Genomic DNA, 25,312 nt, shown 5'->3' on the forward strand with positions numbered 1-25,312 from the left:
AGCCCCTGGTAAGCCCGTGGAAACGCGGTTTTCCTGATGTGCCGCATCAGGAATTCAGTGCCGTCCACAGGATCCGCGCCGCATGGCCGGTCATCGCCGTACCTTGCCCTCGGCGTCCGCGTCGAGGGAGGCCGCGCCGTCGGGCCCGGTCACGGTGACACGGAGGGTGAGGGAGCCGGTGAGGCTTTCGGCGGTGAGCTGCCAGGTCTGGGGGGAGCCGACCTTCAGCGTGGTCCTGGCCCGCTCGACCAGGGCGGGGACGCGGTCGTAGGGGAGGGCGTCGAGGTCGAACCGCGGGGCGGCCGTGCCGGGCGGGGCGAACACCACGGTCAGCAGCCGTTCCTGGACGACGAGCGTGAGCGCCTGCGGCGCGTCCCCGCCGCCCTTGCCTCCCGCTTCCCCCTCGCCCGCCCTGTTCTCGGTCAAGGAGGTGACCGCGCGGCGCAGTTCACCCTTGTCCAGCAGGGACTGACCCGGGCCGAGGGCGACCGTGGCGGACATCGACGTCGTGGTGACCGTGCTGGACGACGAGGACACGGACGGGCCGGGGGCGGGCGGCGCCCCCTCGGAGCGGTCCGCGTCGAACAGGTCCGCACGGAACAGCAGGACCACGGCGGCGGCACCGAGCAGCAGGCCGACGACGACCAGGGCGCCGAACGCACAGCCCTCGGGGGGCTCTTTCACGAGCGTGGACTCGGGCGCGGAGTCCACGCGGGCTTCGGCCGCCCGGCTCTCCCACTCCGCTGTCGGGCGCTCGACGATCCGGGTCCGCCAGGGCCGCTCCGGCGGATACCGCACCACCAGGACGCCGCGCGGCCGGTAGTCGGGAAGGTCGACCAGGTTGATGGACTGGGTGATCTCGACGCGGAACGCCGGGGCGTCGTCCGGCGCGACCGTGAGGACGAAGTGGATCGGTACGTCACCGGTTTCGCTCGAACCCGCGCGCAGGCTCTCGATCGTCGCGAGGGCGGTGTGCGGCACGACGGCCGCCTCCCGGGCCCGTCTCGGCCGCCCCGCCAAGCGCAGGAGCACGCCGTAGACCACGGGCAGCCCCAGGCCCGTCAGGAAGAGCGGGACGTTCTCGACGATGACGCCGACGACCAGCGCGGCCGACGTCACCCCGGTCACCCCACCGGTCAGGAAGCCGCGCGCGAGGGCGACCGGGGTGTGGTGGGTCGGCGCCGGCGCCGTGGTGATCGTCATGGCGCGATTGTGCCGCTCCCGGGTGATCGCAGGAAGACCTGTCGGCATCCCTTGACGGTCTCTCACCAGGCAAGTCGGCCACCACACTCCGGGCGCGGCGCCCGCCGCGCGCCGTCCGCCGTCCGCTGTCACGCGGCGAGCGCCGCCGGTTCCCCGAGGCGGGCCGCCGCCGTGCGCCAGGCGGCCGTCACCGCGGCGTGCGCCTGCCGGGTGTTCGCGGTGTGCCCGCCGGTCAGGGCGAGGGGCGCGCCGACGTGGACATGCAGGGCGGGGCGGCGCAGGGGCGCGGTGAACAGCCCCGCGAGCTGCTTGGCCGTACCGCCGGAGGTGACCCGGCGCGCTCCCGCCTGGCCGACCGGGACGACGGGCGCGCCGGTGCGTTCGGCGAGCCGGGCCAGGCCGCTGCGGAACGGCTCGGGCGGCGCTTCCGCGGGGTCCCTGCGGAGCGGGATGCCGCCCTCGGCGTAGATGAGGATCGTCCGGCCCTCCGCCAGCGCGGCGGCGGCGAGGTCGAGCGCGTCGGCGGCGCGCGGGTCCCGGCGGTACACCGGGATGTGCCCCTCGCGGGTGAGCGCCCGGCCGAGCAGCGGGATGCGCCACAGACCGGCGGCGCCCATGACGACCGGCCGGACGCCGAGGCGGTGCAGCGCGGCGAGGACGACGGCGGGATCGGCGAGCGAGGTGTGGTTCGCGACGACGATGCTGCCCGGCGCCCACGTGGTCCCGGCGTCGGCGGTCACCGTGAGACGCCCGAGGACGGGCACCAGGGCATCGGCGAGGCGGCTGAACATGGGGTCACTCCCGGTCTCCACGAGGATGACCTCGTCTCTACGAAGATGACCTCGTCGCTACGAGGACGACCTCATCGTCGGGGGCCGGCCCGCCCCGGGCCTTGAGTGCGCGTACTCAACTTCGCGCTCGACTTCGCGCGCGACTACGCGGGTGCCGGTACCCAGACGCCACCGGGGATCACGCCCGGGGATCAAGCCCGGCGCTTGCGGCCCCACGCCGAGATCATCGGGGACGTCGCCAGATCCAGGCCGCCCGAAGCGACGGCGGCGAGATGGGCGTCGATCTCCTCCGGCGTCGCATGCCCCTTGGCCACCAGCTGGTCGCGGACCTGCCGCACGGTGGCCGTCTCCAGTGCCGTACAGGCCGGGCCCGTGACCGGGAAGTAGGCGTCCGCCCGGACATCGGTCAGGCCGGCCTCGCGCAGCAGTCGTGGCAGGCGGCGGCCGTAGGACAGATCGGCGCCCCGCTCGGCGAGCAGCGCGCGGAAGCCATGGCGGAGCTTGTTGGCGAGCCGCTGTTCGGGGCCGTACTCGTCGGGGCAGATCAGGGGCTGGAGCGCCGGGTCGGCGTCCTCCAGCAGGAGCCATCCACCGGGGCGCAGCGCGTCGGTCATGACCCGCAGGGCCCGTGCGCGGTCGGTGACATGGACGAGGACCAGCCGGGCGTGGACGAGGTCGAAGGGGCCCGGCGGGGGCTCGTCGGCGGCGATGTCATGGCGGCGGACCTCGACCTGCGGCGCGGTCGCGGCGTCCGCCGTCCATGAGGTGTCGATGTCCGTGGCGAGCACATACCCCGTGGGCCCGACCCGCTCGGCGAGGCCCCGGACCACCGAGGAGCCCCCGGCCCCCACCTCCCAGCAGCGCCCGCCCGGTGCGATCCCGAGGTCGTCCACATGGCGGAAGGTGGAGGCGTCGAAGAGCGCGGCGAGCGCGTCGAAGCGCTCACCTGCCTCGGACCGACGGTTGTCGAGGAGATAGCCGTTTTCGGTGTGCTCGCTCATGCCCCGATCATGCCCCGCGGTCAGGCCGGCGTGGGCAGGAGGGTGAGCAGTTCGCCGAGGCCGCCCAGGGTGAGGTGCGGGCGCCGCTCCGGCGGGAGACCGGTGTAATCGTCCGCCGGGTGGATGCCGGTGGTCACCGCGATCGCGAGGGCCCCGGCGGCACGGGCCATCGCCATCTCCAGCTCCGGATCGTCCCCGACGACGGCGAGATCCGGTGGGGCCGCGCCCAGCCGCCCGGCGGCGCAGGACAGCGCGATCGACGACGGTTTGCCCACGACCTGTTCGGCGACCCCCGTGACACTGCGGATCATGGCGCAGAGGACCCGGGAGGTGCCCAGGGCCCTGCCCTCGGCGGTGGCGAAGTACACCGACTGCGAGCAGCTGTACAGGGCGGCCCCGCCGAGGACGGCATGGGAGGCCGCCTCCAGGTCGTCCATGGTGAACTCCCGGTACCAGCCCGCCAGTACGGCGTCCGCCTCCGGCTTCCCCCGGGGCTCGACGATCTCGATGCCGGCTCGGCGCAGCGGTTCCCTGAGTCCCTCGCCGCCCAGCACCACCGCACTGCGGTGCCCCTCGGCCAGGAAGTGGTCGACGGCGCTGGTGGCGGGGGTGAGCACCGCCTCGTCGGGCAGGTCGAAGCCGATCCGGCGCAGGGTCCGCGCGTACGCCTCCGGGGTACGGGTGGTGCCGTTGGTGAAGGTGAGCCAGGGGACGCCGCGCGCGGTGAGCGTGGCGGTGAGTTCCAGCGCTCCGGGGAGGGGCGTGAGCCCGTGGTTGCGTCGGTCGCCCAGGACGAGGGTGCCGTCCAGGTCGAAGACGATGCCGCCGATGTCGCTCAGGCGGGCGGTCACCCGGTCGGCGGTCTCGTCAGTCGGGTCGGCGGTCACGGTGCAGCTCCAGTCGGAAGTCGGGCCGTTCCAGGATCAGTTCGGGTGTCGCCGGGCGGTCGCGGAGACCGCGCAGCAGGTCCAGCACCGGCTTCACCCCGGGGTTGTAGTGCCGCCGGGCCGGACCGGCCGCCACCATGGCGTCCACCTGCTCGGCGGGCATCGTGGCCCGCAGCAGCAGTTCCTCGTCACTGATGCCGCGCGGGAAACGGCCGCGCAGTTCGGCGAGGGTGGGCGGGGGCGGCTCCGCGGCGAGTTCCCGGGCCCGGGGCCGGGCCAGGATGCGGTCGGCGATGTCCGGGTCCACGGGGCCGGTCGGCCTGCCGAAGGTGCCCTGCACATACCGGATCACCTGGTCGGAGACGTTCGCGTAGCGCTCGGCGCCGACCACGTTGTACAGGGCCTGGGTGCAGACCATCTGCGGGAAGGGGGTGACCATGATGGGGTGGCCCAGCTCGGCGCGGACCCGGGTCACCTCCTCGATGACCGCGTCGAAGCGGTCGCCGAAGCCCAGTTCGTCGAGCTGGCGGCGCAGCGTCGTCATCACGCCGCCGGCCACCTGGTGGCGCATGAACGCGGCGTCGAAGTCCCGGGGACCGCCGACCGGGAGCCCCTCCGCCCCGGCCATCCGGTGGAAGTAGTCCGCGACCACGCCGAGCAGCCGGTCGTCGAGGTCCACGGTGTGGCCGAACTCCCGCAGGTTGGCCACCACTTGCTGGGCGTCGGGCAGCGAGGTCCCGCCCGCGAGCGCCCCGCAGGCCACCTGTAGTGCCTCCACCCCCAGGTCGGCGGCGCGGAGATAGGTCAGACCGGGGAGTCCGATCGTGCAGTGGGAGTGCAGTTCCAGCGGTTTGCCGGCGAGCCGGCGGACGACGGCCGGGACCAGGGTGGTCGCGCGTTCCGTGGTCAGCAGACCGCCGGGGTCCTTGATGTAGACGCGGTCGATGTCCGGGCAGACGGCCATCTCGGCGGCGAGGGCGCCGTAGTGGGCGTCGTCGTGCACATCGCTGACGGTGTAGGTGAGCGCTCCGACGATCTCCGTGGCACCGGCGGCGCGGATCATCCGCGCGGACTCGCGTACGGCGTCCATGTCGTGCATGGGGTCGAGCACGACGTACCGGGTGACGCCGTTGGCCACCAGCCGGTCGTAGACGAGCTGCATGAACTCCGGGTGGGCGACCTCCCAGGAGATGAAGCGCAGTCCGGTGCCGATGAACTGCAACGGGGTGTTCGGCATGGCCCGGTGGGTGAGCCGGATGCGTTCCCAGGGATCCTCGCGGTGGGTGCGCACCGCCATGCCCATATGGGTGCTGGAGGTGTAGTCGAGGGCCCGGAAGCCGACCCGGTCCAGGACGGGGGCGATCTGCAGGATCTTGCCGGTGTCCAGTCCGGTGGCGCTCCACAGGCTCTGGTTGCCGTCGCGCAGCGATACGTCGACGAGCTGGATGTCAGCCATGGGTGCCTCCTGCCGGACGGTCCCGCAGGAAGCGGGTGAACCAAGCGGTGTCCACGCCGCCCTCGGCGAACTCGGCCTCCGCGACCACCTCCTGGTGCATCGGGATGTTGGTGGCGACCCCGTCGACCGCGCACCGGGCGAGGGCGCCGCACAGCCGGGCCAGCGCCTCGTCCCGGTCCCGGCCGTGGACGATCAGTTTCGCCAGCAGGGAGTCGTAGTACGGCGGTACGGTGGCGCCGGCCTGGAGGTGGGTGTCGATCCGGATGCCGTCACCGAGCGGCCAGACCGCGTCGGCGACCGTCCCGGGGCTCGGCCGGAAGTCGTCGGCCCAGTCCTCGGCGTTGATCCGGCACTCCACGGCGTGCCCGGCGAACGAGACGTCCGCCTGGCCGAAGGAGAGCGGCCGGCCCTCGGCGACGGCGAGTTGCTCGGCGACGAGGTCCAGGCCGGTGATGGCCTCGGTGACCGGGTGCTCGACCTGGATCCGGGCGTTCATCTCCAGGAAGTAGAAGGTGCCCCGGTCGACGTCGACCAGGAACTCGACCGTGCCCAGGCCCCGGTACTCCAGATGTTTGCCGAGGGCCACCGCCGCCCGGTGCATCTCCGCGCGCAGTGCCGGGTCGAGGGCGGGCGCGGGCGCCTCCTCGATGAGCTTCTGGTAGCGGCGCTGCACGGAGCAGTCCCGGGTGCCCAGGTGGACGACGTTCTCGCCGTCCGCGAGGAGCTGGACCTCCACGTGGCGGCCGGTCGCGACGAACCGTTCGAGGTAGACCCGGGGGTCGCCGAAGGCGGCGCCCGCCTCCGCCATGGCGAGGTCGATGGTGGCGGTCAGCGCGGCGGGGTCGTGCACCTGCTTCATGCCCCGGCCGCCACCGCCGCCCACGGCCTTGACGAGGAGGGGGAAGCCGATCTCGGCGGCGAGGCGCTCGGCGTTCCCGGCGTCGTCGAGCGGTCCGCCGGGCACCACCGGGAGCCCGGCCGCGATGGCGTGCCTGCGGGCCTCCAACTTGTCGCCCACAGCGGCGAGTTGTTCGACCGTGGGACCGATGAACACGATGCCCGCGTCCGCGCAGGCCCGGGCGAGCCGCTGGTTCTCGGAGAGGAATCCGTAGCCGGGGTGGATGGCGTCGGCCCCTGCCGCCCTCGCCGCCGCGAGGACGGCGTCCACGTCGAGATAGCTCGCCGACGGCGGGGGAGGCCCGAGGCGGACCACCCGGTCGGCCAGGCGGGCGGGCACCGAGGCGAGATCGGCGTCGGAGGCGGCGAGCACCGACTCGATGCCCAGCCGTCGGCAGGTCCGCAGGATCCGTAGGGCGATCTCGCCCCGGTTGGCGATCAGCACACGTCGCAGGATCACGGCGCCGCCCCCGCCGCGGCCGTGTCGACGTACATCAACACGGCTCCCTGCTCGACGAATCCACCGTCCGCCGACGCGATGTCCGCCACCGTTCCGGCCGCCCCCGCGTAGACGGAGTTCATCAGCTTCATCGTTTCGACGATCCCGACCACGGTGGTCTCGGTGACCTCGTCCCCGATCTCCACGAAGGGCGGCGCACCCGGCTTCGGCGCCCGGTAGAAGGCACCCGGCAACGGCGTACGCACCTCAGCCAGGCCCTCGCGGGCGGACACCCGCGGCCCGTCCGCGGCGGTCCCGCCCCCGTCCGCCGGCCGCTCCGGCGGCTCACGGTCGACCAGCACCGGTTCGGCGGTGGTGCGGGTCGACTGCGTCCACGCGCCGTCGTCCGCACGGCGCAGCGACAGTTCGAACCGGCCGGTGCGCAGCCGGAGGCGGTCGACGTCCATGTCGTCGATGATCCGCAGGATGTCCTGGACGTCCTCGCCGCTGAGGCTCACGGGGTGCCTCCGCCGCTGCCGCCGGGCCCCGGGCCCGCGCCGGTGCCGCCCAGCAGGGACAGCACATGGTCGAACGCCCTTGCCTTGGGCGCCGCCTTCGGTGCCTTCTCGCGCTGCGCCCACACGGTCTCGGGGCGGCTCTGGAGCAGGAACACGTTGTGGCCGGGGACGAGGTTGCGGGAGATGGCCCACTCGATGTCCTGCGGACTGCCGTAATGGGACTCGACCTGGCGGGCGATCCGTACCAGCTCGTGGATCTCGTCGTCGGAGAGGCAGGGCTCGTCCTGGAGGTACTCCGGGACGTCCTCCTCCACCACCCCGGACCCGCTCGGGTCCATCCGGTGCTGTCGCAGCTTCGTCGACACCGTGCGGGAGCTGATCTCCCCGGTGACCTTGCCGACCACGTACTTGTCGGGTGTCACATCGCCGCCGACGAGCGCCGACCCCAGCCCCCAGGACCCTTCGAGGGCGACCACGGAACGGTCGCCGGTGAGCGGGCTGCGGGTGAACAGGACCCCGGCGCAGCGCGGGTCGATCATGCGCTGGACGACGACGGCCATCGCGAGGTCGTGCTCCGGCAGGCCGAGGCGGCGCCGGTAACTCACCGACTCCACGCTGTAGAGGCTGGCCCAGCAGCGGCGGACGTGCTCGACGAGGGAGTCCCCGCCGCGCACCCACAGATAGGTGTCCTGGAGTCCGGCGAAGGAGGCGTCCTCCGCGTCCTCGCTGGTGGCACTGGACCGTACGGCGACGGGGGCGGGCTCCCCGGGAGTGTCGGACTCGCTGTCCAGGTCCCGGTAGTGGCCCCGGATCGCCGCCGCCACCTCCGCCGGCAGCTCGGCCGCTTCGACGCGCTCCCGGACCGGCGCGGTCGCGCGGGCGATCGCCTCGGTGTCCTCGGCGTCCAGGGCCTCGACCCCGGCGCGGATCCCGCCGTCCGGGTCGAGGGCGCCGAGGAAGGCCTCGAAGGCGGCGGTGGTCACGACATAGCCGGGCGGTACGGGCGCCCCGGCGAAGGTGAGTTCGCCGAGGCTCGCGCCCTTGCCGCCGACGGAGGGCCGGTCGGTGAGCCGCAGATCCGCGAACCGGCGGACGAACGGTGAGGTGTTCATCGTGGTGCTCCCTGCGTGGTCGAGGGGGTCAGTCGAGAAGGGTGACGATGCCGCGGTCGCCGTCCACCCGCAGCCGTTGCCCCGTGGTGATCCGCTTGGTGGCGTGGCCCGTGCCGACGACGGCGGGCAGCCCGTACTCGCGGGCCACGATCGCCGCGTGCGACATGGTGCCGCCGATGTCCGAGACGGCCGCCGCGATCTTGCCGAAGACGGGCCCCCAGCTGGGCGCGGTCACCGGACAGACCAGCACCTCGCCCGCCCGTACCTGGCCGATGTCGTTGGCGCTCAGCAGTACCCGGGCGGGTCCCTCGACCACACCCGGCGAGGCGGCGAACCCGCGCACCTCGTGGTCGCCGGCCTCGGCCGGTGCCGACCAGGCCTGGATCGTCTCCGCGGTGATGCCCCACAGCATGCGCACCGCCGGGTCGTTGAGCGCCTCGGGGACGGGACCCAGCGCGGGCGGCGGCGACCAGCCCGCGAGGGCCTCCAGCATCCGCCGGCGTTCGGTCACCACGGCCCGCACCCGGGCCGACCCCACCGGCCTGCTGCCGGCCGCCCAGGCGAGCATCACATCGGTCAGGGCCTGCCCGACCTCGGTGTGGTTCAGCTGGAAGATGTCCTCGGCGTCGGCCAACACCCCCTGGGAGCGCAGCAGTTCACCGAACTCGCGGACCTTCCCGTAGAACTTCGTGGTGAAGTGGTGCTCGCAGTAGAAGTTGTGGTCCTCCACGAACGGGAACACCACCCGGGCCAGTTCGAGCATCTGGTCGAAGGCGGCCCGCTCCTCCTCTCCCGCCAGCAGGGAGCGGTACTCCCGCGCGATACGTTCCCGCTCCGCCGTGAGCTGTTCCGTGGGACGGTCGAGGAGTGCGCCGCGCCGCGCCTGGTCGACATAGCCGGGCAGCGCCGCGAACGGCACCGTCAGATCGTCGTTCCAGCTGCGGTGATGGTGGTAGAAACCGGCGCCGGTCGACATGTTGAACCACGGCTCGCGGGCCTCGTCCATGGCCCGTAGCCAGCTCCGGCCGCCGGCACCGCGCGCGCCGAGCGCGGCCAGTACCTTCTCCGGGTCGCAGCCCTCCACGAACAGGTCGTCGACGCCATGCTCCACGGCCAGGCGCGCCAGCTTCTTCAGCTCGTCGTCGGGGCGGTAGAGGATCACGTCGATGCCCGCGACCATCCGGGCCACGTCCTGGTCGGGGATCTCCGGGAACGACTTCTTGCAAAACTCGAAGAACACCACATAGGCGCCGTAGCCCAGCATCAGGAACTCCGAGTGGTGGTGCCACATCTTGGAGTACAGGTCCATGAGCCGGTGGTAGTTCTCGCGCACATAGTGGTTCTGGGCCACGCCCCTGGCCTCGAACACGACCTCCGGGTCCTCGAACTCCGGCAGCCGGGGCACCTCGATCCGCCGCACCTCGTCGATCAGGCCGGTGATCCGGGTGACCCACCCCTGGTACAGCTCGTCCCAGTTCTCGTAGTAGTAGCCCGCCCGCTCACTGAACTCCGCGAGCCTGCGCTGTACCTCCGCCGGGTCGGTCACCGGGTTGGCGGTGATGTAGACCCGGCCGTTGACGATGCGGTGCTCGATGCCGAGCGTGGTGGGGAAGACGAACATCCGGGCCGTGTTGGCGCCCAGAGCGGTGTACGGCGTCTCCGCCGTGACGGCGTCGAACGCGGGCATCGGCTCCGGGAAGTGCATCGCGTTGTAGAACCAGAACCGCCCGTCGTCCTCGGGCTGGAACCGGGTGTAGTACGGGTACATCGACGCCCAGTCCTCGGCGCCCGCCACGGCGGTCAGCTCCGAGGGAAGAGGGAAACGGGAGTCGGGTCTCGCATCGTTCACGGTGCTCTCCAGGGTGTGCGGCTCAGACGGCGGTGGTGGCCAGGGGGTAGTCGCGTTGGGTACGGGCGTACTCGGCGAGGGCGTCGAGCGCGCGTGGGTCGGCGACCGTGCTGCGGTCGGCCGCCTGCTCGACGGGGGTGCCGAGCAAGATCCTGCGCGCCGGGATCTCCAGCTTCTTGCCGGTCAGGGTGGTCGGGACGGCCGGGACCTGGACGATCCGGTCCGGCACGTGCCGGGGGCTGTACTCCTGGCGCAGCCGGCCGCGGATCGTGTCCTCGATCCCGGCATCCAGCGCCACGCCCTCCTTGAGGGCGACGAACAGCGGCATGAAGAACTTCTCGTCCGGCAGGTCGAGGCTGACGACCAGCGCCGTGTCGACCTGGTCCAGCGCCTCCACCACCCGGTAGATCTCGGCGGTGCCGATACGCACCCCCTGCCGGTTGAGCGTGGCGTCGGAGCGGCCGAGCACGAAGCAGCCGCCGCGCGCGTTGACCTTGAAGAAGTCGCCGTGCCGCCACACCCCGGAGAAGTCCCCGAAGTACGAGCGGCGGTACCGTTCGTCGCCGTCCGGGCCCCAGAACGTCACCGGCATCGACGGCAGCGGCTCCGTGATCACCAACTCGCCGACCTCGTCGACGACTTCGCGACCGCTCTCGTCGTAGGCGTACGCGGCGACGCCCAGCGAACGGGCCTGCATCTCACCGGCGTACACGGGCAGCGTGGGCACCCCGCCGACGAAGCCGGTGCAGCAGTCCGTGCCGCCGCTGCCGGTGGCCACCCACACATCGGCTTTGACGTTGCGGTGGAACCAGGCGGTGCACTGCGGCGACACCGGCGAACCGGCCGGCATGACCGTGCGCAGCGCGGACAGGTCGTACCGCTCGCCGGGCACGATGCCGGCCCTGCCCATCAGGTCGACATAGGCCGGGCTGGCACCGAAGAACGTGGCCCGCGTGTCCTGGGCGATCCGCCACAGCAGGTCCGGCTCCGGATGGGCCGGGTTCCCGTCGTACAGCACCGGGCAGGCACCGACCAGCAGGGAGCTGATCAGGAAGTTCCACATCATCCAGCCGGTGGTGGTGAAGAACAGCGGGCGGTCGCCCTCGCGCAGGTCCATGTGGAAGGTCTGCAGCTTCAGCTGCTCCAGCAGGATGCCGCCGTGGCCGTGCACGATCGCCTTGGGCAGCCCCGTCGTACCGGACGAGAAGAGCACCCACAGCGGGTGGTCGAAGGGAACGTGCTCGAAGGTGAAGTCCTCGGCGGCCACGGGCGGATGGGCGAGCACCTCGTCCCACAGCAGGTCGGTCCAGGGTTGTCCGCCGTCGGCGGCGGTTCGTGCCCCGCCGTGTGCGACGGCCGGAAGGTGGATGACGTGCTCCAGGCCCGGCAGGGCCTCGGCGACGAGCCGGGCCTCCGCGCGCCGGTCGAAGGTCTTCCCGCCGTAGCGGTAGCCGTCCACACAGAACAGGACCTTCGGCCGCAGCTGGCTGAAACGGTCCACCACACCCCGCGACCCGAAGTCGGGGGAGGCGCTCGCCCACACCGCGCCGATCGCCGTCGTGGCCAGCATCGCGATCGCGGTCTCCGGCACGTTCGGCAGATAACCGCAGACCCGGTCGCCGGGACGCACCCCGAGCGCCCGCAGCCGGGTCGCCAGGACGCGCACCCGCCCCGCGAACACCTCCCACCGCAGCCCGGCCGGAGCGGAGCCCTCCGAGCAGTACAACAGGGCGTCGGTGCCGGGGCGTTCATGGCGCAGGACGTGCTCGGCGTAGTTGAGCCGGGCGCCGGGGAACCACTGGGCGCCCGGCATGGCCCGGCTGCCGAGCACCTCGGAGTACGGGGTCGTGGACCGGACGTCGAAGTACTCCCACAGCGCGCCCCAGAACCCCGGCAGGTCGGTGACCGACCAGCGCCACAGCTCGTCATAGCCGTCGAACCGCCGCCCGCGCTCGCGGGCCAGCCACTCCCCGAAGTGCGTCAGACGCGCGTCGGCGACCCGCTGCGGGCCAGGGGCCCACAGCAGCTCGCCCTCGGCCACCGCGACCGGCCCGGCCGTGCCCGCCCGGGCCCCGGGGGCCTCGGAGCCCGCTGTCGCCTCGACGTCCATGTCGCCTCCTCGCGTCACGGAACGAACGGTCCACGACCGGCCCTGGACCGGGCAACCATCGGCTGCTAACTTTTCACGTGGTGAAATCCAGTCGGTGTCTGCGCAGGTGGGAGCTGGTCCGGTGCGGGACTACCAGGTGAAGACGATCAGTTCGCTGGAGCGCGGTCTGCGGGTGCTGCGGACCCTCCAGGAGATGCGTGCCGCGAGCCTGCACGACCTGCACCAGGTCACCGGCATCCCCAAGGCCACCCTGCTCCGCATCCTGCACACCTGCAACCAGCAGGGGCTGGTGTGGCAGCGCCTCGCCGACGGCGCGTTCATCGCCAGCCTGCGACCGCAGCGCGCCCCGTACGACGACGCCGAGTGGCTCGGCGAACTGGCGTCGCAGGTCCTGGAGGAGCTGTGCGAACGCGTGATGTGGCCCTCCGTGCTGACCGTGCCGCGGCTGGACTACATGGAGACCATCGACACCAACAGCCCGAAGGCCTACTTCGACGAGGTCGTCCCGGTCGCCCCCATCGGCTTCCGCTCCCATATGCTGCTCGGCGCCTCGGGCCGGGCGTACATCGCCTTCTGCCCCGAGCGGGAACGGGAAGCGGTCCTGCGGCGCCTTCGCGACCACGACGTCCCCGGCAACCAGTACGCCCACGACCCGAAGTGGCTGCGCCAACTGCTGACGACCACCCGGTCCCGCGGCTACAGCGTGCGCGCACCCGAGTACGACTTCGACGGCCGCAACTCGATCGCCGTCCCGATCCGGGTGCACGGCGAGGTCCTGGGGTGCGTCAACGTGACCTGGCGAAAGTCGCTCATGTCCGCGCAGGAGGTCGTACGCCGCCATCTGGACGAGCTGCGGTCGGCGGTGCACCGCATCGAGGAACGGGTGGTGGCAGCGGCCCCGCGGGGACTGGGCGCGCCGGGTACGGACGGCTGACCGCTGCGGCGGGCGGGCCCCGGGCGGGGTCGGCGGGCCGGCACCGGGCGCGGGGGCTCGCCGGCCGTAGGGTCTCGCCGGCCGCAGGGTCCCGCGGCATGACCGCGCCCGCGCCCGCGCTCACGCGCTGATCGTCAGCTCCCCCCGCCGCACCCCGTGCGACAGCGGCAGTCCGGCCGCGAGCCGCAGGCGGTCGAGCCCCGGGCGGGGCCGGTGGGCCGCCACCGGGCGCGGGAGCACCGGCCTCGGGGGTCGCCGGCCATCGGGGCTCTTCGACTGTGGGGGCTCGCCGGCCGCGGGGTCCCGTGGCATGACCGCGCCCGCGTCCGCGCTCACGCGCTGATCGTCAGCTCCCCCCGGCGCACCCCGTGCGACAGCGGCAGTCCGGCCGCGAGCCGCAGGCGGTCGAGCCCCGGGCGGGGTCGGCGGGCCGCCACCGGGCGCGGGGGCACCGGCCTCGGGGGTCGCCGGCCATCGGGGCGCTTCGACCGCGGGGGCTCGCTGGTCGCAGGGTCCCGTGGCGTGACCGCGCCCGCGTCCCCGCTCACGCGCTGATCGTCAGCTCCCCCCGGCGCACCCCGTGCGACAGCGGCAGTCCGGCCGCGAGTCGTTCCAGTTCCTCCACGACGGTGCCGCCGAGGCGGGCCAGTTCGTTGCCGAGGGAGCCCGCGATGTGCGGGGTGAGGAAGACGTTGGGGAGGCGGTAGAGAGGGGAGTCGGCGGGCAGCGGCTCCGGTTCGGTGACGTCGAGCACCGCGCCGATCCGGCCGCCGACCAGTTCGGCGGTGAGCGCCTCGTGGTCCACCAGGGCACCGCGCGAGGTGTTGATCAGTACCCCGCCGTCGGGGATGAGGGCCAGCCGGTCGCGGCTGAGCATCCGGTGGGTCTCCGGTGTGTCGGGGGCGTGCACGCTGACGATGTCGCTGGTGCGCAGCAGGTCGTCGAGGGGGAGGGGCACCGCGCCGAGCGCCGCCGCCTCGGTCGCGTCCACGTAGGGGTCGTACAGGCTGACCGCCAGGTCGAAGGGGCGCAGCAGTTCCAGCACGCGGCGGCCCACGCGTGACGCGCCGATGATCCCGACCCGCCGGCCGAGGTTGCCGACCGCCGTGTACGCGTCCGGCGCGGGATACACCCGCTCGGCCCGGAAGCGTTCGCGGAGCCCGAAGGCGTCCTTGCCGGCGAACAGGATCGCCGCGAGCGCGTACTCGGCCACGGGCAGCGCGTTGGCCCGGACGGCGCTGGAGACGGTGAGGCCCCGCTCCCACACCGCGTCGCCGACGAGCCCGCGCACACTGCCGGCCGCGTGCAGCACGGTCCGCAACCGGGGCGCCGCGTCCAGAACCTCCGCGTCGACGCGCGGACAGCCCCAGCCGGTGATCAGCACCTCGGCGCGGGCCAGCGCGGAGGCCGCCGCCGGGTCGGCGAAGTCCTGGACGACGAGTCCGGGATCGACCGTCACGACCTGCCGCAACCGGTTCAGGAGTGGCGGTGGGAACAGCTCCGGCAGATGCACCGGGTTCATGGCGAAGACGGCACGGGGAAGCGAGTGCGGGGGCATGGCGCTCCTGCTGGACAGGGGAAAAGGGAAGTAAACGGTTACCAAGCTAGAGAGTCGCTGACGCGCAGGTCAACGTTCGATCGGTCGTCATTCTTTGTAGTCCATCTGTCAACCGAAAGTGACATCGATAAGAAAGATGCAGGTAGATGGAGGTCTGCCGGTAACGCTGTTGAAAGTACGACGAAACAAACCGGCCTCGCCTCTTGTGGATTCGGCCGCTCGCGTCCTACGGTCCACAACAACCGGTTACTGCCCCGACCGCGCCGGTTCCCCCACCCCATGCGCCGTCCTGTTCCGTCCGTGGAGGACCGATGTCCCAGTTCCGTGCCAGAGCCCTCGCCTCGGCCGCCGCAGCAGCGTCTCTGTCCCTTCTGCTGGCCGCCTGCGGGGGTGGCGACTCCGACTCCGACTCCGCCACGAAGGCCACCAAGGGCAAGGTCACCCTGGAGTTCTGGAGCTGGACCGACGGCATCGAGGCCCAGACCAAGGTGTGGAACAAGGCCCACCCCGACACCCAGGTCACGTTCGTCAACCCCGCGGGCGAGACGGCGTACCAGAAGCTGCGGGCCGCGGTGAACGCCGGCACCGCGCCCTGTCTGTCGAAGATGGACGGGATGAACCTGGCGAACTTCGCCGCCGACGGCCTGCTCACCGATGTCACCAAGGTCGCCGCGCCGTACAAGGACAAGTACACGGCCGCCGCGTGGAACGCGGTCAGCCCCGGCGGCACCACCTTCGGCATCCCGATGGGCTCCTCACCGCTGTTCACCGCCTACCGCGCGGACCTGTTCGAGAAGTACGGCATCGAGGCGCCGAAGACCTGGGGCGACCTCATCAAGGCCGGTGAGAAGGCCCAGAAGGAGAACAAGAAGGTCAAGATCTTCAACATGGCCGGTGAGGACCCGAGCACCCTGGTCGACCTGTCCTGGCAGGCCGGCGCCCAGTGGTACAAGGTCGAGGGCGACCACTGGGTCGTCGACTTCACCTCGCCCGAGGCGCTGAAGGCCGGTGACATCGTCCAGCGGCTGGTCGACGGCGACCTCGCCTCCAACGCCTCCTACGCCGACCCGGGCGTCTTCAAGACCTGGGACCTCGGCACGACCATCGCGATGACGACGTCGACCTGGCAACTGCCGATCTACGACACCAACTTCCCCAAGTCCAAGGGCCAGTGGCAGCTCGCGGACGCCCCCGTCTTCGACACCGCCGAGCCGCGGACCTCCTCCAACTTCGACGTCCTGGCCGTCCTCAAGGGCTGCGAGTACCCCGACCGCGCCGCCGAGTTCGCCTCCTGGCTGTCCAGCAGCGAGGAGTCGCTGACCACACTCACCGACCCCGCCTCCAAGTCCGGTCTCTTCCCGGCCGTCCCGGACGTCACCCCGTACGTCGACAAGATCATCCCCACCGAGATGTTCAACGGGAAGTCCGACAGCGCCAAGGTCATCACCGACGCCGCCTCCCGGGTCGGCGACCAGTGGCAGTACGGCCCCAACTACGCGGCCATGTACTCCGAGATGCAGAAGCAGTGGGGCAAGGTCATGAAGAAGGAACTCACGGTCGCGGAGATGCTCAAGAGCATCGAGAAGTGGACCGTCGACGACCTCAACGGCAAGGGCGTCAAGGCCGTCGCGGGCAGCTGACGCCGACCGGGGAGCGGAGCGGTCACGCCCCGCTCCGCTTCACAGGGGCCGCACCCCGCTGCTCCCCGGCCCGTCGACCCACCCTCACCCGGAGACATTGGAGACACCCGTGTCCACCCTGACGCGACCGGCGAAGGCCGTGACCGACTCCCCGGCCCGGCGGCCCTCCCCCCGCCGGGCCGGGAGGCGGGGAGCCTACAAGGGACTGCTGTTCATGCTCCCCTTCCTGCTGGGCTTCCTCGCCACCTATGTCGTGCCGATCGGCTACGCCTTCAGCCAGAGCCTGCACGAGAAGAAGAGCAGCGGCCTAGGCTTCGGCCCCACCCGGGTCGTCTACACCGGCTTCGCCAACTTCGCCTCGGTGCTGAGTGACAGCGCGTTCTGGGCGAGCATGGGCCGCACCCTGCTGTTCGGCGCGGCACAGATCACCGTGATGCTCGGCATCGCCCTGCTGCTCGCCCTCCTGCTTGACGGCGTCGCCGCCCGCGCGGTGCGCTTCTTCCGCGCCGCCCTGCTCATCCCGTACGTCATCCCGGCCGTGGTCTCCACCCTGATGTGGCTGTTCCTCTACAGCCCGACGGGCAGCCCGCTGCTGGACCTCGCGGAGCGTGCGGGCGCGGAGATCTCCTTCTTCGGCGGCCTCAACACCTATCTCTCGCTGGGCAATCTGCTCACCTGGCAGGGCATCGGCTTCAACATGATCCTGATCTCCGCCTCACTGCAGGCACTGCCCCGCGAGCTGTACGAGGCGGCCCGGCTGGACGGGGCGAAGGAGTGGCGGATCGCCTGGTCCATCAAGATCCCGAACATCACCGGGATCCTGGTGCTGACCGGCATGTTCTCCCTGATCAGCCGGCTCCAGCTGTTCGGCGAGCCGCTGATCATGCGGCAGATCGCACCGGAGTCCATCAACACCGACTTCACACCGATGATGGAGATCTACGACAAGGCCTTCAAGGTCGGCGACTACCAGTACGCCGCCGCCGAGTCCCTGGTCCTCGCTGTCGTCACCGGCATCCTCGCCTTCGTCTTCTACCGCGCCACGAACAGGAAGATGTCATGAGCAGTGTCGCTTCCGGGGGCGGCGTCCGCCCCTCCCGCCGTGCGGTGGTGCTCACCACCGGCCTGCTGGTGGTCTTCCTGCTCTACTCGCTCGCCCCGACCTGGTTCCTGATCGTCTCCGCGACCAAGGACCAGACCGACCTCTACTCCACCTTCGGCCTGTGGTTCTCCTCCAACCACCTCGGCGACAACCTGCACGCCATCGCGACCTACCACGACGGGGTGTTCCTGCGCTGGCTGGGCAACTCCGTCCTCTACTCCACCCTCGGCGCGGCCGGCTCCACCCTCGTCTCGCTCGCCGCCGGGTACGGACTGTCGAAGTTCGACTTCCGGGGCCGGGGCGTGGCCTTCGCCGTCATCGTCGGCGCCTCGCTGCTGCCGAGCACGCTGCTGGCCTTCCCGCTGTATCTGGTGTTCTCCGAGATCGGCATCACCAACACCATCTGGTCGGTGCTCATCCCGTACTTCATCAACCCGTTCGGGGTCTACCTCGGCAAGGTGTACGCCGACAGTTCGGTGCCCACCGAGCTGATGGAGGCGGCCCGGATCGACGGCGCGAGCGATCTGCGGGTCTTCGTCTCGATCGCGCTGCCGCTGATGCGCACCGGCGGCATCACCATCTTCATGCTCGAGTTCATCAACATCTGGAACAACTTCTTCCTCCCTCTGTTCATGCTCAACGGCGAGCGCACCTTCCCGGTGACCCTGGGCCTGTACTCCTGGCTCCAGCAGGCACAGACCGCCCGTGACATGAACACCCTCGTCCTCACCGGGTCCCTGCTGTCGATCGTCCCGCTCGCGGTCTTCATGTTCACGCTCCAGAAGTACTGGCGCAGCGGAATTCTCATGGGCAGCCTCAAGTAAGAAGGAACAGAGCCGTGTCCCACGCCCCCAGAAGACGTGAAGTGCTCAAGTACGCCGGGACCACCGGCGTCGCCGCCGCCGGCCTCGGGATGCTGACCTCCCGGCCCGCCGCCGCGTCACCGGCCACCGGCAGCCCCGAGGCCGCCCGGAAGGCCGTCTGCGAGCCCCTGGACCTCGTCGTCTTCGGCGACACCGAGTCCGAGGCCGCGCACCAGCTCACCGCCACCCTCTCCGACACCGTCACCGGCGGCCTCGGCCAGAGCGCCCGTGTCCTCAACCCCACCGAACCGGCGAGCTACTGGGGCGGCACCCTCACGTTCGACGTCGCCGTCAGCCCGACCGACACGACCTATGTCACGGTCCGCCTGTGGGGCGACGACCACGACACCACCTCCGAACAGGCCGGCTCCGGCACGAACATGTGGCGGCTCCAGCTCTTCGTGGACGGCCTCCAGGTCGGCTACCAGGACGAGGGCGCCGTCGACAGCCTCGACATCCTCGACACCGCGCCGCGCACCCCGGGCCGCTTCTTCTTCCACACACTGCCGCTGCCGGAGCGCATGACCGCGGGCAAGAAGAAGGTGACGCTGGAGATCCGCGCCATGGGGCGCATCTGGTCGTACGGCCAGAACCCCGAGCAGCTGTACCGGACGATGACGACGCCCTCGCGCGGCATCTACCGGATCTACACCCACACCGAGCCGTACTTCATCCCGCCGAAGGGTGAACGGCAGGGACCCGCACCCGAGTTCAAGCCCCGCACGGTCGAGGGCGCCGAGGTGCTGGAGGCCGTGCGCGCCCGTGTCGCGAAGGACCAGAAGAACTACCTCACCACCGCCAACCCGGCCGGCATGGACGCCTGGGCCTTCCAGTCCCTCGCCGAGGGCTACCTCTGGTCCGGCAGCCCCGCGTACCACAAGCCGGCCGCCCTCGACCGGGTGCTGCGGGCCATCGACAGCCGCTACACGGCCTGGAAGGCCGACGCCTCCGTGCTCACCGGCTCCGACCAGCAGTGGCAGGGCTTCGGCCGCGTCGGCCTGGTCCTCGCCCTGCTCTGGGAACACCTCGGCGACCGCCTCGACCAGAGGGTCACCGGCTCCCCGTACGAGATCACCAACCCCGGCTTCGAGGAGGGCGACGAGACCCCCATGGGCTGGCTGGCGCCCGGCTGGGGACAGACCTCCGGCGCCACCTGGACCCGGGACACCACGGTCCACCGCACCGGCTCCGCCTCCCTGAAGCTCCAGGTGCCCGCCGCCGGCGGCAACATGTACACCTACTCCAGCCCCAAGACCCGTATAACCACGGGCACTTACACCTACGGGGCCTGGATCAGGACCGACGGCGTCACCGGCCTGGGCGCGCACATCGACCCGCTGTTCTTCGACGCGAACGGCAAACTCGTCGGCAGCGACCACAAGAAGTTCGCGACCACGGGCACCCATGACTGGGAGTACGTCTCCCTCGACCTGGAGACCCCGGCCGGTGCCACCCAGATGGAGTTCCATCTGCGGCTGTCGGGTCCCGGCACCGCCTGGTTCGACGATCTGACCGTCACCCCGCCGAAGAGCACCTCCATCACCCAGCAGCCGGTGCGCCGCGCCGCCTACACCGACATGCTCAGGTCGAGCCGGGACTACTGGCGGCAGCACTTCCCGCACTACACCAACCAGTCCCAGATCTGCGCCATCGGCCTCTACCAGGCCAACCGGGGCCTGCGGCTCCTCGACCCGGACCTCGCGCTGCCGGAGGACCGGGCCCGCGACTACATGTACCAGTCGCTCGGCATGAAGCCCTACCTCGGCCGCGAGGACAAGGACGGCAACCCGACCAAGCCGCTCGGCGAGACCTACCACCAGGTCACCCGGGCCGGTCTGACCCGCGAACTGGGCTATGTCGGCAGCTACGGCGAGGTCATCGACTGGCTGGTCATGATGTACGAGTCCGTCACCCGCGGCCACGACGCCCGGGAGGCGCCCGAACTGCGCGAACAGATGGTCAAGATCATCAAGGCGCGCGGCCGGTTCCGGGTGGTCGACGTCGACGAGACCGGCGCCCGTGTCTCCCGTATCGAAACCGTCATCGGCTGGCGCAACGAGGTCTACCCCGGCGAGATCGCCTACGCCTCCCGCACCGCCTGGGACTCCAACCCCGTGATGTCCGCCGCCGTCTTCCACGACCCCGACATCGTCGGCTGGACCCAGGAGATGGTGGACGACGGCCAGTTCTACCGCCAGCTCGACCTGCTCGTCCACCACTCCTGGACCCGCGTCGGCCTCGCCGCGCTGCGCCTGGTCTCCCGCGACTGGGACGCCTTCCAGGCCCTCGCCGACCGCCCGGCCCGGATCCCCACGGCCTGGGAGCGGCCCGACTTCGTCTTCGCCGACGAGGAGAACGGCTGTGTGGCCGTCAAGAACGGCGAGGAACTGTTGTTCGCGTCCCTGTACTGGCGGTCCCGGCAGGGCGTCAACGACTACGCGCGCGTGCACCACCTCACGCCCGTGGACCAACGCTCGGCGACCGTCCGGCAGCGCTCCGCCGGCACCACCGACGAGACGTTCACGGCACGCGACTGGATCCTCTGGGACTACGCCATCAACGACCCCGGTGCCGGACACCTCCCGCCGGGCGGCTTCCCGCCGCCGGGGGACACCCTGCACCAGTCGCAGGAGGGCGACGTCTACCGCCTCGCCCCGGTCCCGGACGACATCCCCGACCCCACCCTCGGCGTCCACTTCGACGGCGTGGAGACCATGCTCGTCGGCCGCGCGCCCTTCTACCTCTGCGCGTACGGCGACTATCTGATCGCCATGAACACCACCACCGACAAGACGTTCACCCTGCCCGCCCGGCAGGACTTCGGCCCCGCCCGCGACCTCGCCACCGGCCGCACGATCGGCGCCGGACAGCGGCCCAGACTCGGACCACTGAGCACGCTGGTGCTGTACCGGGGCCGCTGACCGGCCGGGACCGCGGGCGCCCGACCCGGGGCGCCGGTGCGGCACGGGGGACCGCACCGGCGCCCTGTTGTTCATCATCCGACCGTTCACTCAGCGGAGTTCTTCGTGATCCACAACCCCGTCCTGATCGCCGCCTCCGCCTTCGAGTGGTACCCGGGAGTGCGCATCCCCGGTGATCGGAGCCCCTCATGACACTGCGCGACCTCGGCCGTATCCGCCTCTTCTGCACCTCACTCGGACCCGACGCCGCCCCGGGGGTGCTGCTGGTGCACGGCTGGGGCGGGGACGGGCGGGAGTGGTCGCCCCATGCCGAGGCGCTGGCCGACCGGTTCCGGGTCCTCGTCCCCGATCTGCGGGGCCACGGCCGCTCCGAGGTGCCGGACGAGGGCAACACCCCGGCGGAGATGGCGGAGGACCTGGCCGCGCTGCTCGACTCCCTGGGCGTCGGGCCGGTCGTCGCCGTCGGCCACTCCATGGGCGTCCAGGTCGTCAACCTGCTCGCCGTCCGCCACCCGGAGGCCGTGCGGTCGGTCGTCGCCCTCGACCCCGCGCACGGCGCGCACGAGGCCGAGGTCGCGAAGATCCCCGCCCGTCTCGCCGAGTACCGGGAGCACGGCGCCCGCGCCGCCGCCGCCTTCGTGGCCGGCGCCTTCTCCGCCCAGGCCCCGCCCGGACTTCGTACGGCGCATCTGCGCACCGTCCTCGGCACACCGGACCATGTGATCGCCCAGGCCTACGCGGGCATGTACACCGACCCCGGCGCGGTGGGCGCCCGCCCGCACAGCGAGGAGTATCTGCTCCGCCGTCCGCAACCGGCGCTGACGGTGTGGACGTTCGAGGAGGCCGCCCAGTGGGAGCGCGGCACGCTGCGGGTGCCCGGCTCACGTGTCGAGTACTGGCCGCACACCGGCCACTATCTCCACGAGGAGCGAGTCGACCGCACGATCCGGCTCATCGGCGACTGGGCGGCCGGGGAGACGTCCGGCTGACGTGTGTGCGGAAGGACGTGTGCGTGCAAGGACGTGTGCGTGGAAGTACGTACGCGCACACGTAATCGCTGAGCTGGGCGTTCTCTGCGCACCTCGCTCGGCTAGCCTCGCCGCATGCCTCTCACCGTCGAGCAGTTGACCGGCTATGTGGACCGCGACCTGGACGCCGATCTGGCGCGCTGGTTCCCCGACGAGCCGCGCGTCGAGATCCCCGCCGACACCCGATCCGTGGAGCCGTTCCTCGCCAGGCTCCCGCCCGCCGCCGCCACCGCGCTGGCCGGTTTCGACCGCAAAGTCCGCTCGGGTGCGCTGGCGCGGTTCCTCGACATCGACGCGTGGTCGTACGCCTTCGACTTCGCGGAGAACGACGAGACGATCCTCGACACCGACTACGAGACGGAACTCTCCGACGACGACGTGTGGTCCCTCGGCGCCGACGGCTCCGGCAACTACTTCGTCGTCCTCACCAGCGGCCGGGTCGCCGTGTGGTTCCACGAGGAGCAGGTCATCGAGGAAGACACCCAGTACGACAACCTGGATGTCTTCCTGTGGTCGCTCGTCCGGTACCAGGCGGTGCGCGCGGGCGTCCTCGACCTGGCCGAGGTCGAGGACGACTTCCGGTCCCTCGGGCAGCCCGGAGCGCTGGCACCGGAGATCGGCCTTCTGGCCTACATGTCCTGATCACCTCGGTGACCGCTCGGGTTCCGGCACGGGGACGCACGATATGCGCTGCAGCAACCGTGAAAACAGGAGAAACCCATGGGCAGCGCTCACCTCGCCAAGCCGTCCGAGCCCTCCGAGCCGTCCGAGCCGGCCGAGACCTCTGAGCCGTCCCGGCCGTCCAGAAGGTCCGTCATCGCGGCCGGAGCCGTGGGGGCCGCCGCCGCGACCGTCGCGGGGCCGCTGACGGCGACGACCGCGCAGGCCGCCACCCGGGCCACCGGAGCGCACGACGGCGGCGGGGCGGTGACGGTCACCTCCCCGGACGGCCGCGTCGAGGTCGCCCTGCGGCTGAAGGCCGGAGCCGTGACGTACACGGTCGCCGTCGACCACGTGGAGGTCGTCCCGCCCAGCCCGCTCGGACTCGCCCTGGACGACGCGGACTTCACCGCACGCCTCACCCTCGCCGACCGGGGCCGCGCGAGAACGGTCACCGTCGACTACGCACTGCTCCAGGGCAAGGTCTCCCGCGTCCACAAGAGGACGACCGAGCGGGTGGTGTCGCTGCGCAACGCCAAGGGCCTGCCCATGGACATCGTGCTGCGCGCCGACGACGAGGGCGCGGCCTTCCGCTACCGCTTCCCCGACCGCGGTGACGGCGTCACACGCACCGTGGCCGCCGAGGCCACCGGTCTGACCCTGCGCGTCCCGGCCGACGGCGGCGCGCAGTTCACGCTGCCGTACACGGTCCAGAAGCCCAAGTACCAGGAGTGGTACGTCCCCCGCGACCGGCACACCCTCCCCGCACTCGGCGACGCCACCGCCTCCCCGCGCGGCGCGTCCTTCCCGCTGCTGGCCCGCACCGCCGCCCGCGACGGCCGGGAGTGGTGGGTGCTGTCGAGCGAGTCCGGCATGGACGGCGCCTACCCGGCCTGCCACCTCGCCCAGCCCGTCGTCGACACGGCGACCGGCCACGTCACGTACACCATCGCCTTCCCCTACGACGACGAGGCGCTCGGCACCCTCGGCCCCGGCACCCCGCGGGTGAGCGGGGCATGGCAGACCCCGTGGCGTTTCGTGGCCGTGGCCCGCACCGCCGCGCGGGTGGCGGAGACGACGCTCGCCACCGACCTCGGGGTGCCCTGCCGCCTGGACGACACCTCCTGGGTCCGGCCGGGCGCGGCCACGTTCAGCTGGATGATGGACCACGACAGCCCCAAGAGCCTGGAGCAGAGCATCCGCTGGTTCGACCTGGGCAAGGAGATGGGCTGGCCCTACGCCCTCGTCGACGCCCGCTGGGACCAGATGACCGACGCGGCCGGGAACAGGGTGCCGCTGGAGCGCATCGTCGCCGAGGCCGACGCACGCGGCGTCAAGCTCTTCCTCTGGCACAACTCCGGCGGCGCCAACAACACCGGCACCGGCACCCCGCGCGACCTGATGACCGACGCGGCCACCCGCCGCGCCCACTTCAAGAAGCTGCGCGACCACGGCGTCGCCGGGGTGAAGGTCGACATGTGGGAGGCCGACAAGCAGCAACTCATCGCCTGGCAGCGCGAGGTGATCGAGGACGCGGGCCGCTACCGGCTGCACATCGTGCTGCACAACACCACGATCCCGCGCGGCTGGGACCGCACCTACCCGCACCTCCTCGGGGTCGAGGCCGGCATCGCCAGCGAGCACTACTCCAACACCAAGGCGCTCGCCGACCAGATCCCCGAGCAGACCACCATCGCGGCCCTCTCCCGCAACATCGTCGGCGCCTTCGACTACGGCACCACCCTGCTCTCCCCGTACGCCCTACCGGAGAGCCCCCGGCACACCACCGACGCACACGAACTGGCGCTCACCGTCGTCTACCAGTCCGGCTTCAACGGCTTCGCCGACAGCCCCGAGGCCTACCTCGGCCAGGCGCGCGAGGTCCGTGACCTGCTGAGCAGCGTCCCGGTCGCCTGGGACGAGACCCGCTTCCTGGACGCCGACCCCGGCACCCACCTCGTCGTCGCCCGCCGCAAGGGCCGTACCTGGTACATCGCCGGCGTCAACGGCGAGACCCGCACCCTGTCGGCCGGCCTCGACTCCGCCGCCGCCGACTACGCCCCGCCCACCGGCCGCGCCCGCCCCCTCACCTTCGACCTCCGCGACCTCGGCATCCGCTCCCGCGGCACCCTCCGGCTCTTCGCCGACACCTCCGCCACCGACGGCACCCTGCGCCACAGCACCGCGAAGGGCCACCGGTTCACCGTGCACACCGCCCCGTTCGGCGGCTTCATCGCCGTCGTCGTTGCCGTCGCCTGACGCCGCCCCGGCCATCCGCCCGCCTTGCGCGCCTGCCTGCCCGATCGACGCGATCGGGCAGGCAGATACGTATTCCTCCTTCCG

Annotated in this window: 20 protein-coding genes; 8 read left to right on the forward strand and 12 right to left on the reverse strand. The window is 71.6% G+C overall.

Annotated features, from left to right (window positions below; translation table 11 throughout):
- Positions 1-90: 90 nt before the first annotated feature.
- The 10 genes from ACZ7MG_RS26400 to ACZ7MG_RS26445 all read right to left on the reverse strand — a co-directional run bounded on the left by ACZ7MG_RS26400 (position 91) and on the right by ACZ7MG_RS26445 (position 12,263).
- Positions 91-1,203 carry a hypothetical protein gene (locus ACZ7MG_RS26400; protein ID WP_471381024.1) on the reverse strand — a complete coding sequence of 371 codons (1,113 nt, stop codon included), beginning with the start codon at positions 1,201-1,203 and terminating at the stop codon, positions 91-93.
- Positions 1,204-1,331: 128 nt separating this feature from the next.
- Positions 1,332-1,994, reverse strand: coding sequence for a lysophospholipid acyltransferase family protein (locus ACZ7MG_RS26405; protein WP_471381730.1), 663 nt, complete (start codon positions 1,992-1,994; stop codon positions 1,332-1,334).
- Between the two features lie 191 nt (positions 1,995-2,185).
- Positions 2,186-2,995 (reverse strand): methyltransferase domain-containing protein, encoded by an 810-nt coding sequence (locus tag ACZ7MG_RS26410; RefSeq protein ID WP_471381025.1) that lies wholly within the window; start codon positions 2,993-2,995, stop codon positions 2,186-2,188.
- A 20-nt stretch (positions 2,996-3,015) separates the two neighbouring features.
- The gene (locus ACZ7MG_RS26415) at positions 3,016-3,882 is read right to left on the reverse strand and encodes an HAD-IIA family hydrolase (RefSeq protein WP_471381026.1); all 867 of its coding nucleotides are present in this window, start codon (positions 3,880-3,882) and stop codon (positions 3,016-3,018) included.
- Positions 3,863-5,338 carry a biotin carboxyl carrier protein gene (locus ACZ7MG_RS26420; RefSeq protein WP_471381028.1) on the reverse strand — a complete coding sequence of 492 codons (1,476 nt, stop codon included), beginning with the start codon at positions 5,336-5,338 and terminating at the stop codon, positions 3,863-3,865. Before ACZ7MG_RS26420 ends, ACZ7MG_RS26415 begins: the two co-directional genes overlap by 20 nt.
- Entirely contained in the window at positions 5,331-6,695 is a 1,365-nt protein-coding gene (locus tag ACZ7MG_RS26425) for an acetyl-CoA carboxylase biotin carboxylase subunit (protein WP_471381030.1), read from the reverse strand. The genes ACZ7MG_RS26420 and ACZ7MG_RS26425 overlap by 8 nt, the downstream gene beginning before the upstream one ends.
- A complete protein-coding gene (locus tag ACZ7MG_RS26430; protein WP_471381031.1) occupies positions 6,692-7,192 on the reverse strand; it encodes an acetyl-CoA carboxylase biotin carboxyl carrier protein in 501 nt (166 codons plus the stop codon). The genes ACZ7MG_RS26425 and ACZ7MG_RS26430 overlap by 4 nt, the downstream gene beginning before the upstream one ends.
- A complete protein-coding gene (locus ACZ7MG_RS26435) occupies positions 7,189-8,304 on the reverse strand; it encodes a PEP/pyruvate-binding domain-containing protein (protein WP_471381033.1) in 1,116 nt (371 codons plus the stop codon). The genes ACZ7MG_RS26430 and ACZ7MG_RS26435 overlap by 4 nt, the downstream gene beginning before the upstream one ends.
- A gap of 28 nt (positions 8,305-8,332) precedes the next feature.
- Positions 8,333-10,153 carry a PEP-utilizing enzyme gene (locus ACZ7MG_RS26440; RefSeq protein ID WP_471381036.1) on the reverse strand — a complete coding sequence of 607 codons (1,821 nt, stop codon included), beginning with the start codon at positions 10,151-10,153 and terminating at the stop codon, positions 8,333-8,335.
- 22 nt (positions 10,154-10,175) lie between these two features.
- Positions 10,176-12,263, reverse strand: a complete 2,088-nt coding sequence (locus ACZ7MG_RS26445; protein WP_471381038.1) for an acetoacetate--CoA ligase — start codon at positions 12,261-12,263, stop codon at positions 10,176-10,178.
- Positions 12,264-12,357: 94 nt separating this feature from the next.
- Here ACZ7MG_RS26445 and ACZ7MG_RS26450 point away from each other — a divergent pair, with 94 nt between their 5' ends.
- The gene (locus ACZ7MG_RS26450) at positions 12,358-13,197 is read left to right on the forward strand and encodes an IclR family transcriptional regulator domain-containing protein (RefSeq protein WP_471946159.1); all 840 of its coding nucleotides are present in this window, start codon (positions 12,358-12,360) and stop codon (positions 13,195-13,197) included.
- 120 nt (positions 13,198-13,317) lie between these two features.
- Here the strand turns inward: ACZ7MG_RS26450 and ACZ7MG_RS26455 are convergent, their stop codons facing one another.
- Together ACZ7MG_RS26455 and ACZ7MG_RS26460 are read right to left on the reverse strand one after the other, a co-directional pair.
- The gene (locus ACZ7MG_RS26455) at positions 13,318-13,533 is read right to left on the reverse strand and encodes a hypothetical protein (protein ID WP_471381043.1); all 216 of its coding nucleotides are present in this window, start codon (positions 13,531-13,533) and stop codon (positions 13,318-13,320) included.
- Positions 13,534-13,741: 208 nt separating this feature from the next.
- Entirely contained in the window at positions 13,742-14,755 is a 1,014-nt protein-coding gene (locus ACZ7MG_RS26460) for a hydroxyacid dehydrogenase (RefSeq protein WP_471381045.1), read from the reverse strand.
- 311 nt (positions 14,756-15,066) lie between these two features.
- Between ACZ7MG_RS26460 and ACZ7MG_RS26465 the strand changes: the two genes are divergently transcribed.
- From ACZ7MG_RS26465 to ACZ7MG_RS26495, 7 genes are all read left to right on the forward strand, one after another.
- Complete coding sequence (locus ACZ7MG_RS26465; protein WP_471381047.1) at positions 15,067-16,395, forward strand: ABC transporter substrate-binding protein; 1,329 nt, start codon at positions 15,067-15,069, stop codon at positions 16,393-16,395.
- 109 nt (positions 16,396-16,504) lie between these two features.
- Entirely contained in the window at positions 16,505-17,458 is a 954-nt protein-coding gene (locus ACZ7MG_RS26470) for a carbohydrate ABC transporter permease (protein ID WP_471381049.1), read from the forward strand.
- Entirely contained in the window at positions 17,455-18,321 is an 867-nt protein-coding gene (locus ACZ7MG_RS26475) for a carbohydrate ABC transporter permease (RefSeq protein ID WP_471381050.1), read from the forward strand. Before ACZ7MG_RS26470 ends, ACZ7MG_RS26475 begins: the two co-directional genes overlap by 4 nt.
- A gap of 14 nt (positions 18,322-18,335) precedes the next feature.
- A complete protein-coding gene (locus ACZ7MG_RS26480; protein WP_471381051.1) occupies positions 18,336-21,281 on the forward strand; it encodes a Tat pathway signal sequence domain protein in 2,946 nt (981 codons plus the stop codon).
- Positions 21,282-21,469: 188 nt separating this feature from the next.
- Entirely contained in the window at positions 21,470-22,270 is an 801-nt protein-coding gene (locus tag ACZ7MG_RS26485) for an alpha/beta fold hydrolase (RefSeq protein ID WP_471381054.1), read from the forward strand.
- Positions 22,271-22,384: 114 nt separating this feature from the next.
- On the forward strand, positions 22,385-22,951 hold the full coding sequence (locus tag ACZ7MG_RS26490; RefSeq protein WP_471381055.1) for a hypothetical protein: 567 nt from the start codon (positions 22,385-22,387) through the stop codon (positions 22,949-22,951).
- Positions 22,952-23,029: 78 nt separating this feature from the next.
- Positions 23,030-25,228 carry a glycoside hydrolase family 97 protein gene (locus ACZ7MG_RS26495; protein WP_471381057.1) on the forward strand — a complete coding sequence of 733 codons (2,199 nt, stop codon included), beginning with the start codon at positions 23,030-23,032 and terminating at the stop codon, positions 25,226-25,228.
- The last annotated feature ends 84 nt before the right edge of the window (positions 25,229-25,312 follow it).

The sequence above is a fragment of the Streptomyces sp. NPDC107538 genome (assembly GCF_055657445.1).

What these genes read in the sequence shown, in the direction of transcription:
- ACZ7MG_RS26495 (WP_471381057.1), top strand. Translation starts at nt 23,030, where the DNA reads ATGGGCAGCGCTCACCTCGCCAAGCCGTCCGAGCCCTCCGAGCCGTCC.
- ACZ7MG_RS26435 (WP_471381033.1), bottom strand. Translation starts at nt 8,304, where the DNA reads ATGAACACCTCACCGTTCGTCCGCCGGTTCGCGGATCTGCGGCTCACC.
- ACZ7MG_RS26490 (WP_471381055.1), top strand. Translation starts at nt 22,385, where the DNA reads ATGCCTCTCACCGTCGAGCAGTTGACCGGCTATGTGGACCGCGACCTG.
- ACZ7MG_RS26420 (WP_471381028.1), bottom strand. Translation starts at nt 5,338, where the DNA reads ATGGCTGACATCCAGCTCGTCGACGTATCGCTGCGCGACGGCAACCAG.
- ACZ7MG_RS26410 (WP_471381025.1), bottom strand. Translation starts at nt 2,995, where the DNA reads ATGAGCGAGCACACCGAAAACGGCTATCTCCTCGACAACCGTCGGTCC.
- ACZ7MG_RS26405 (WP_471381730.1), bottom strand. Translation starts at nt 1,994, where the DNA reads ATGTTCAGCCGCCTCGCCGATGCCCTGGTGCCCGTCCTCGGGCGTCTC.
- ACZ7MG_RS26460 (WP_471381045.1), bottom strand. Translation starts at nt 14,755, where the DNA reads ATGCCCCCGCACTCGCTTCCCCGTGCCGTCTTCGCCATGAACCCGGTG.
- ACZ7MG_RS26475 (WP_471381050.1), top strand. Translation starts at nt 17,455, where the DNA reads ATGAGCAGTGTCGCTTCCGGGGGCGGCGTCCGCCCCTCCCGCCGTGCG.
- ACZ7MG_RS26445 (WP_471381038.1), bottom strand. Translation starts at nt 12,263, where the DNA reads ATGGACGTCGAGGCGACAGCGGGCTCCGAGGCCCCCGGGGCCCGGGCG.
- ACZ7MG_RS26485 (WP_471381054.1), top strand. Translation starts at nt 21,470, where the DNA reads ATGACACTGCGCGACCTCGGCCGTATCCGCCTCTTCTGCACCTCACTC.
- ACZ7MG_RS26400 (WP_471381024.1), bottom strand. Translation starts at nt 1,203, where the DNA reads ATGACGATCACCACGGCGCCGGCGCCGACCCACCACACCCCGGTCGCC.
- ACZ7MG_RS26465 (WP_471381047.1), top strand. Translation starts at nt 15,067, where the DNA reads ATGTCCCAGTTCCGTGCCAGAGCCCTCGCCTCGGCCGCCGCAGCAGCG.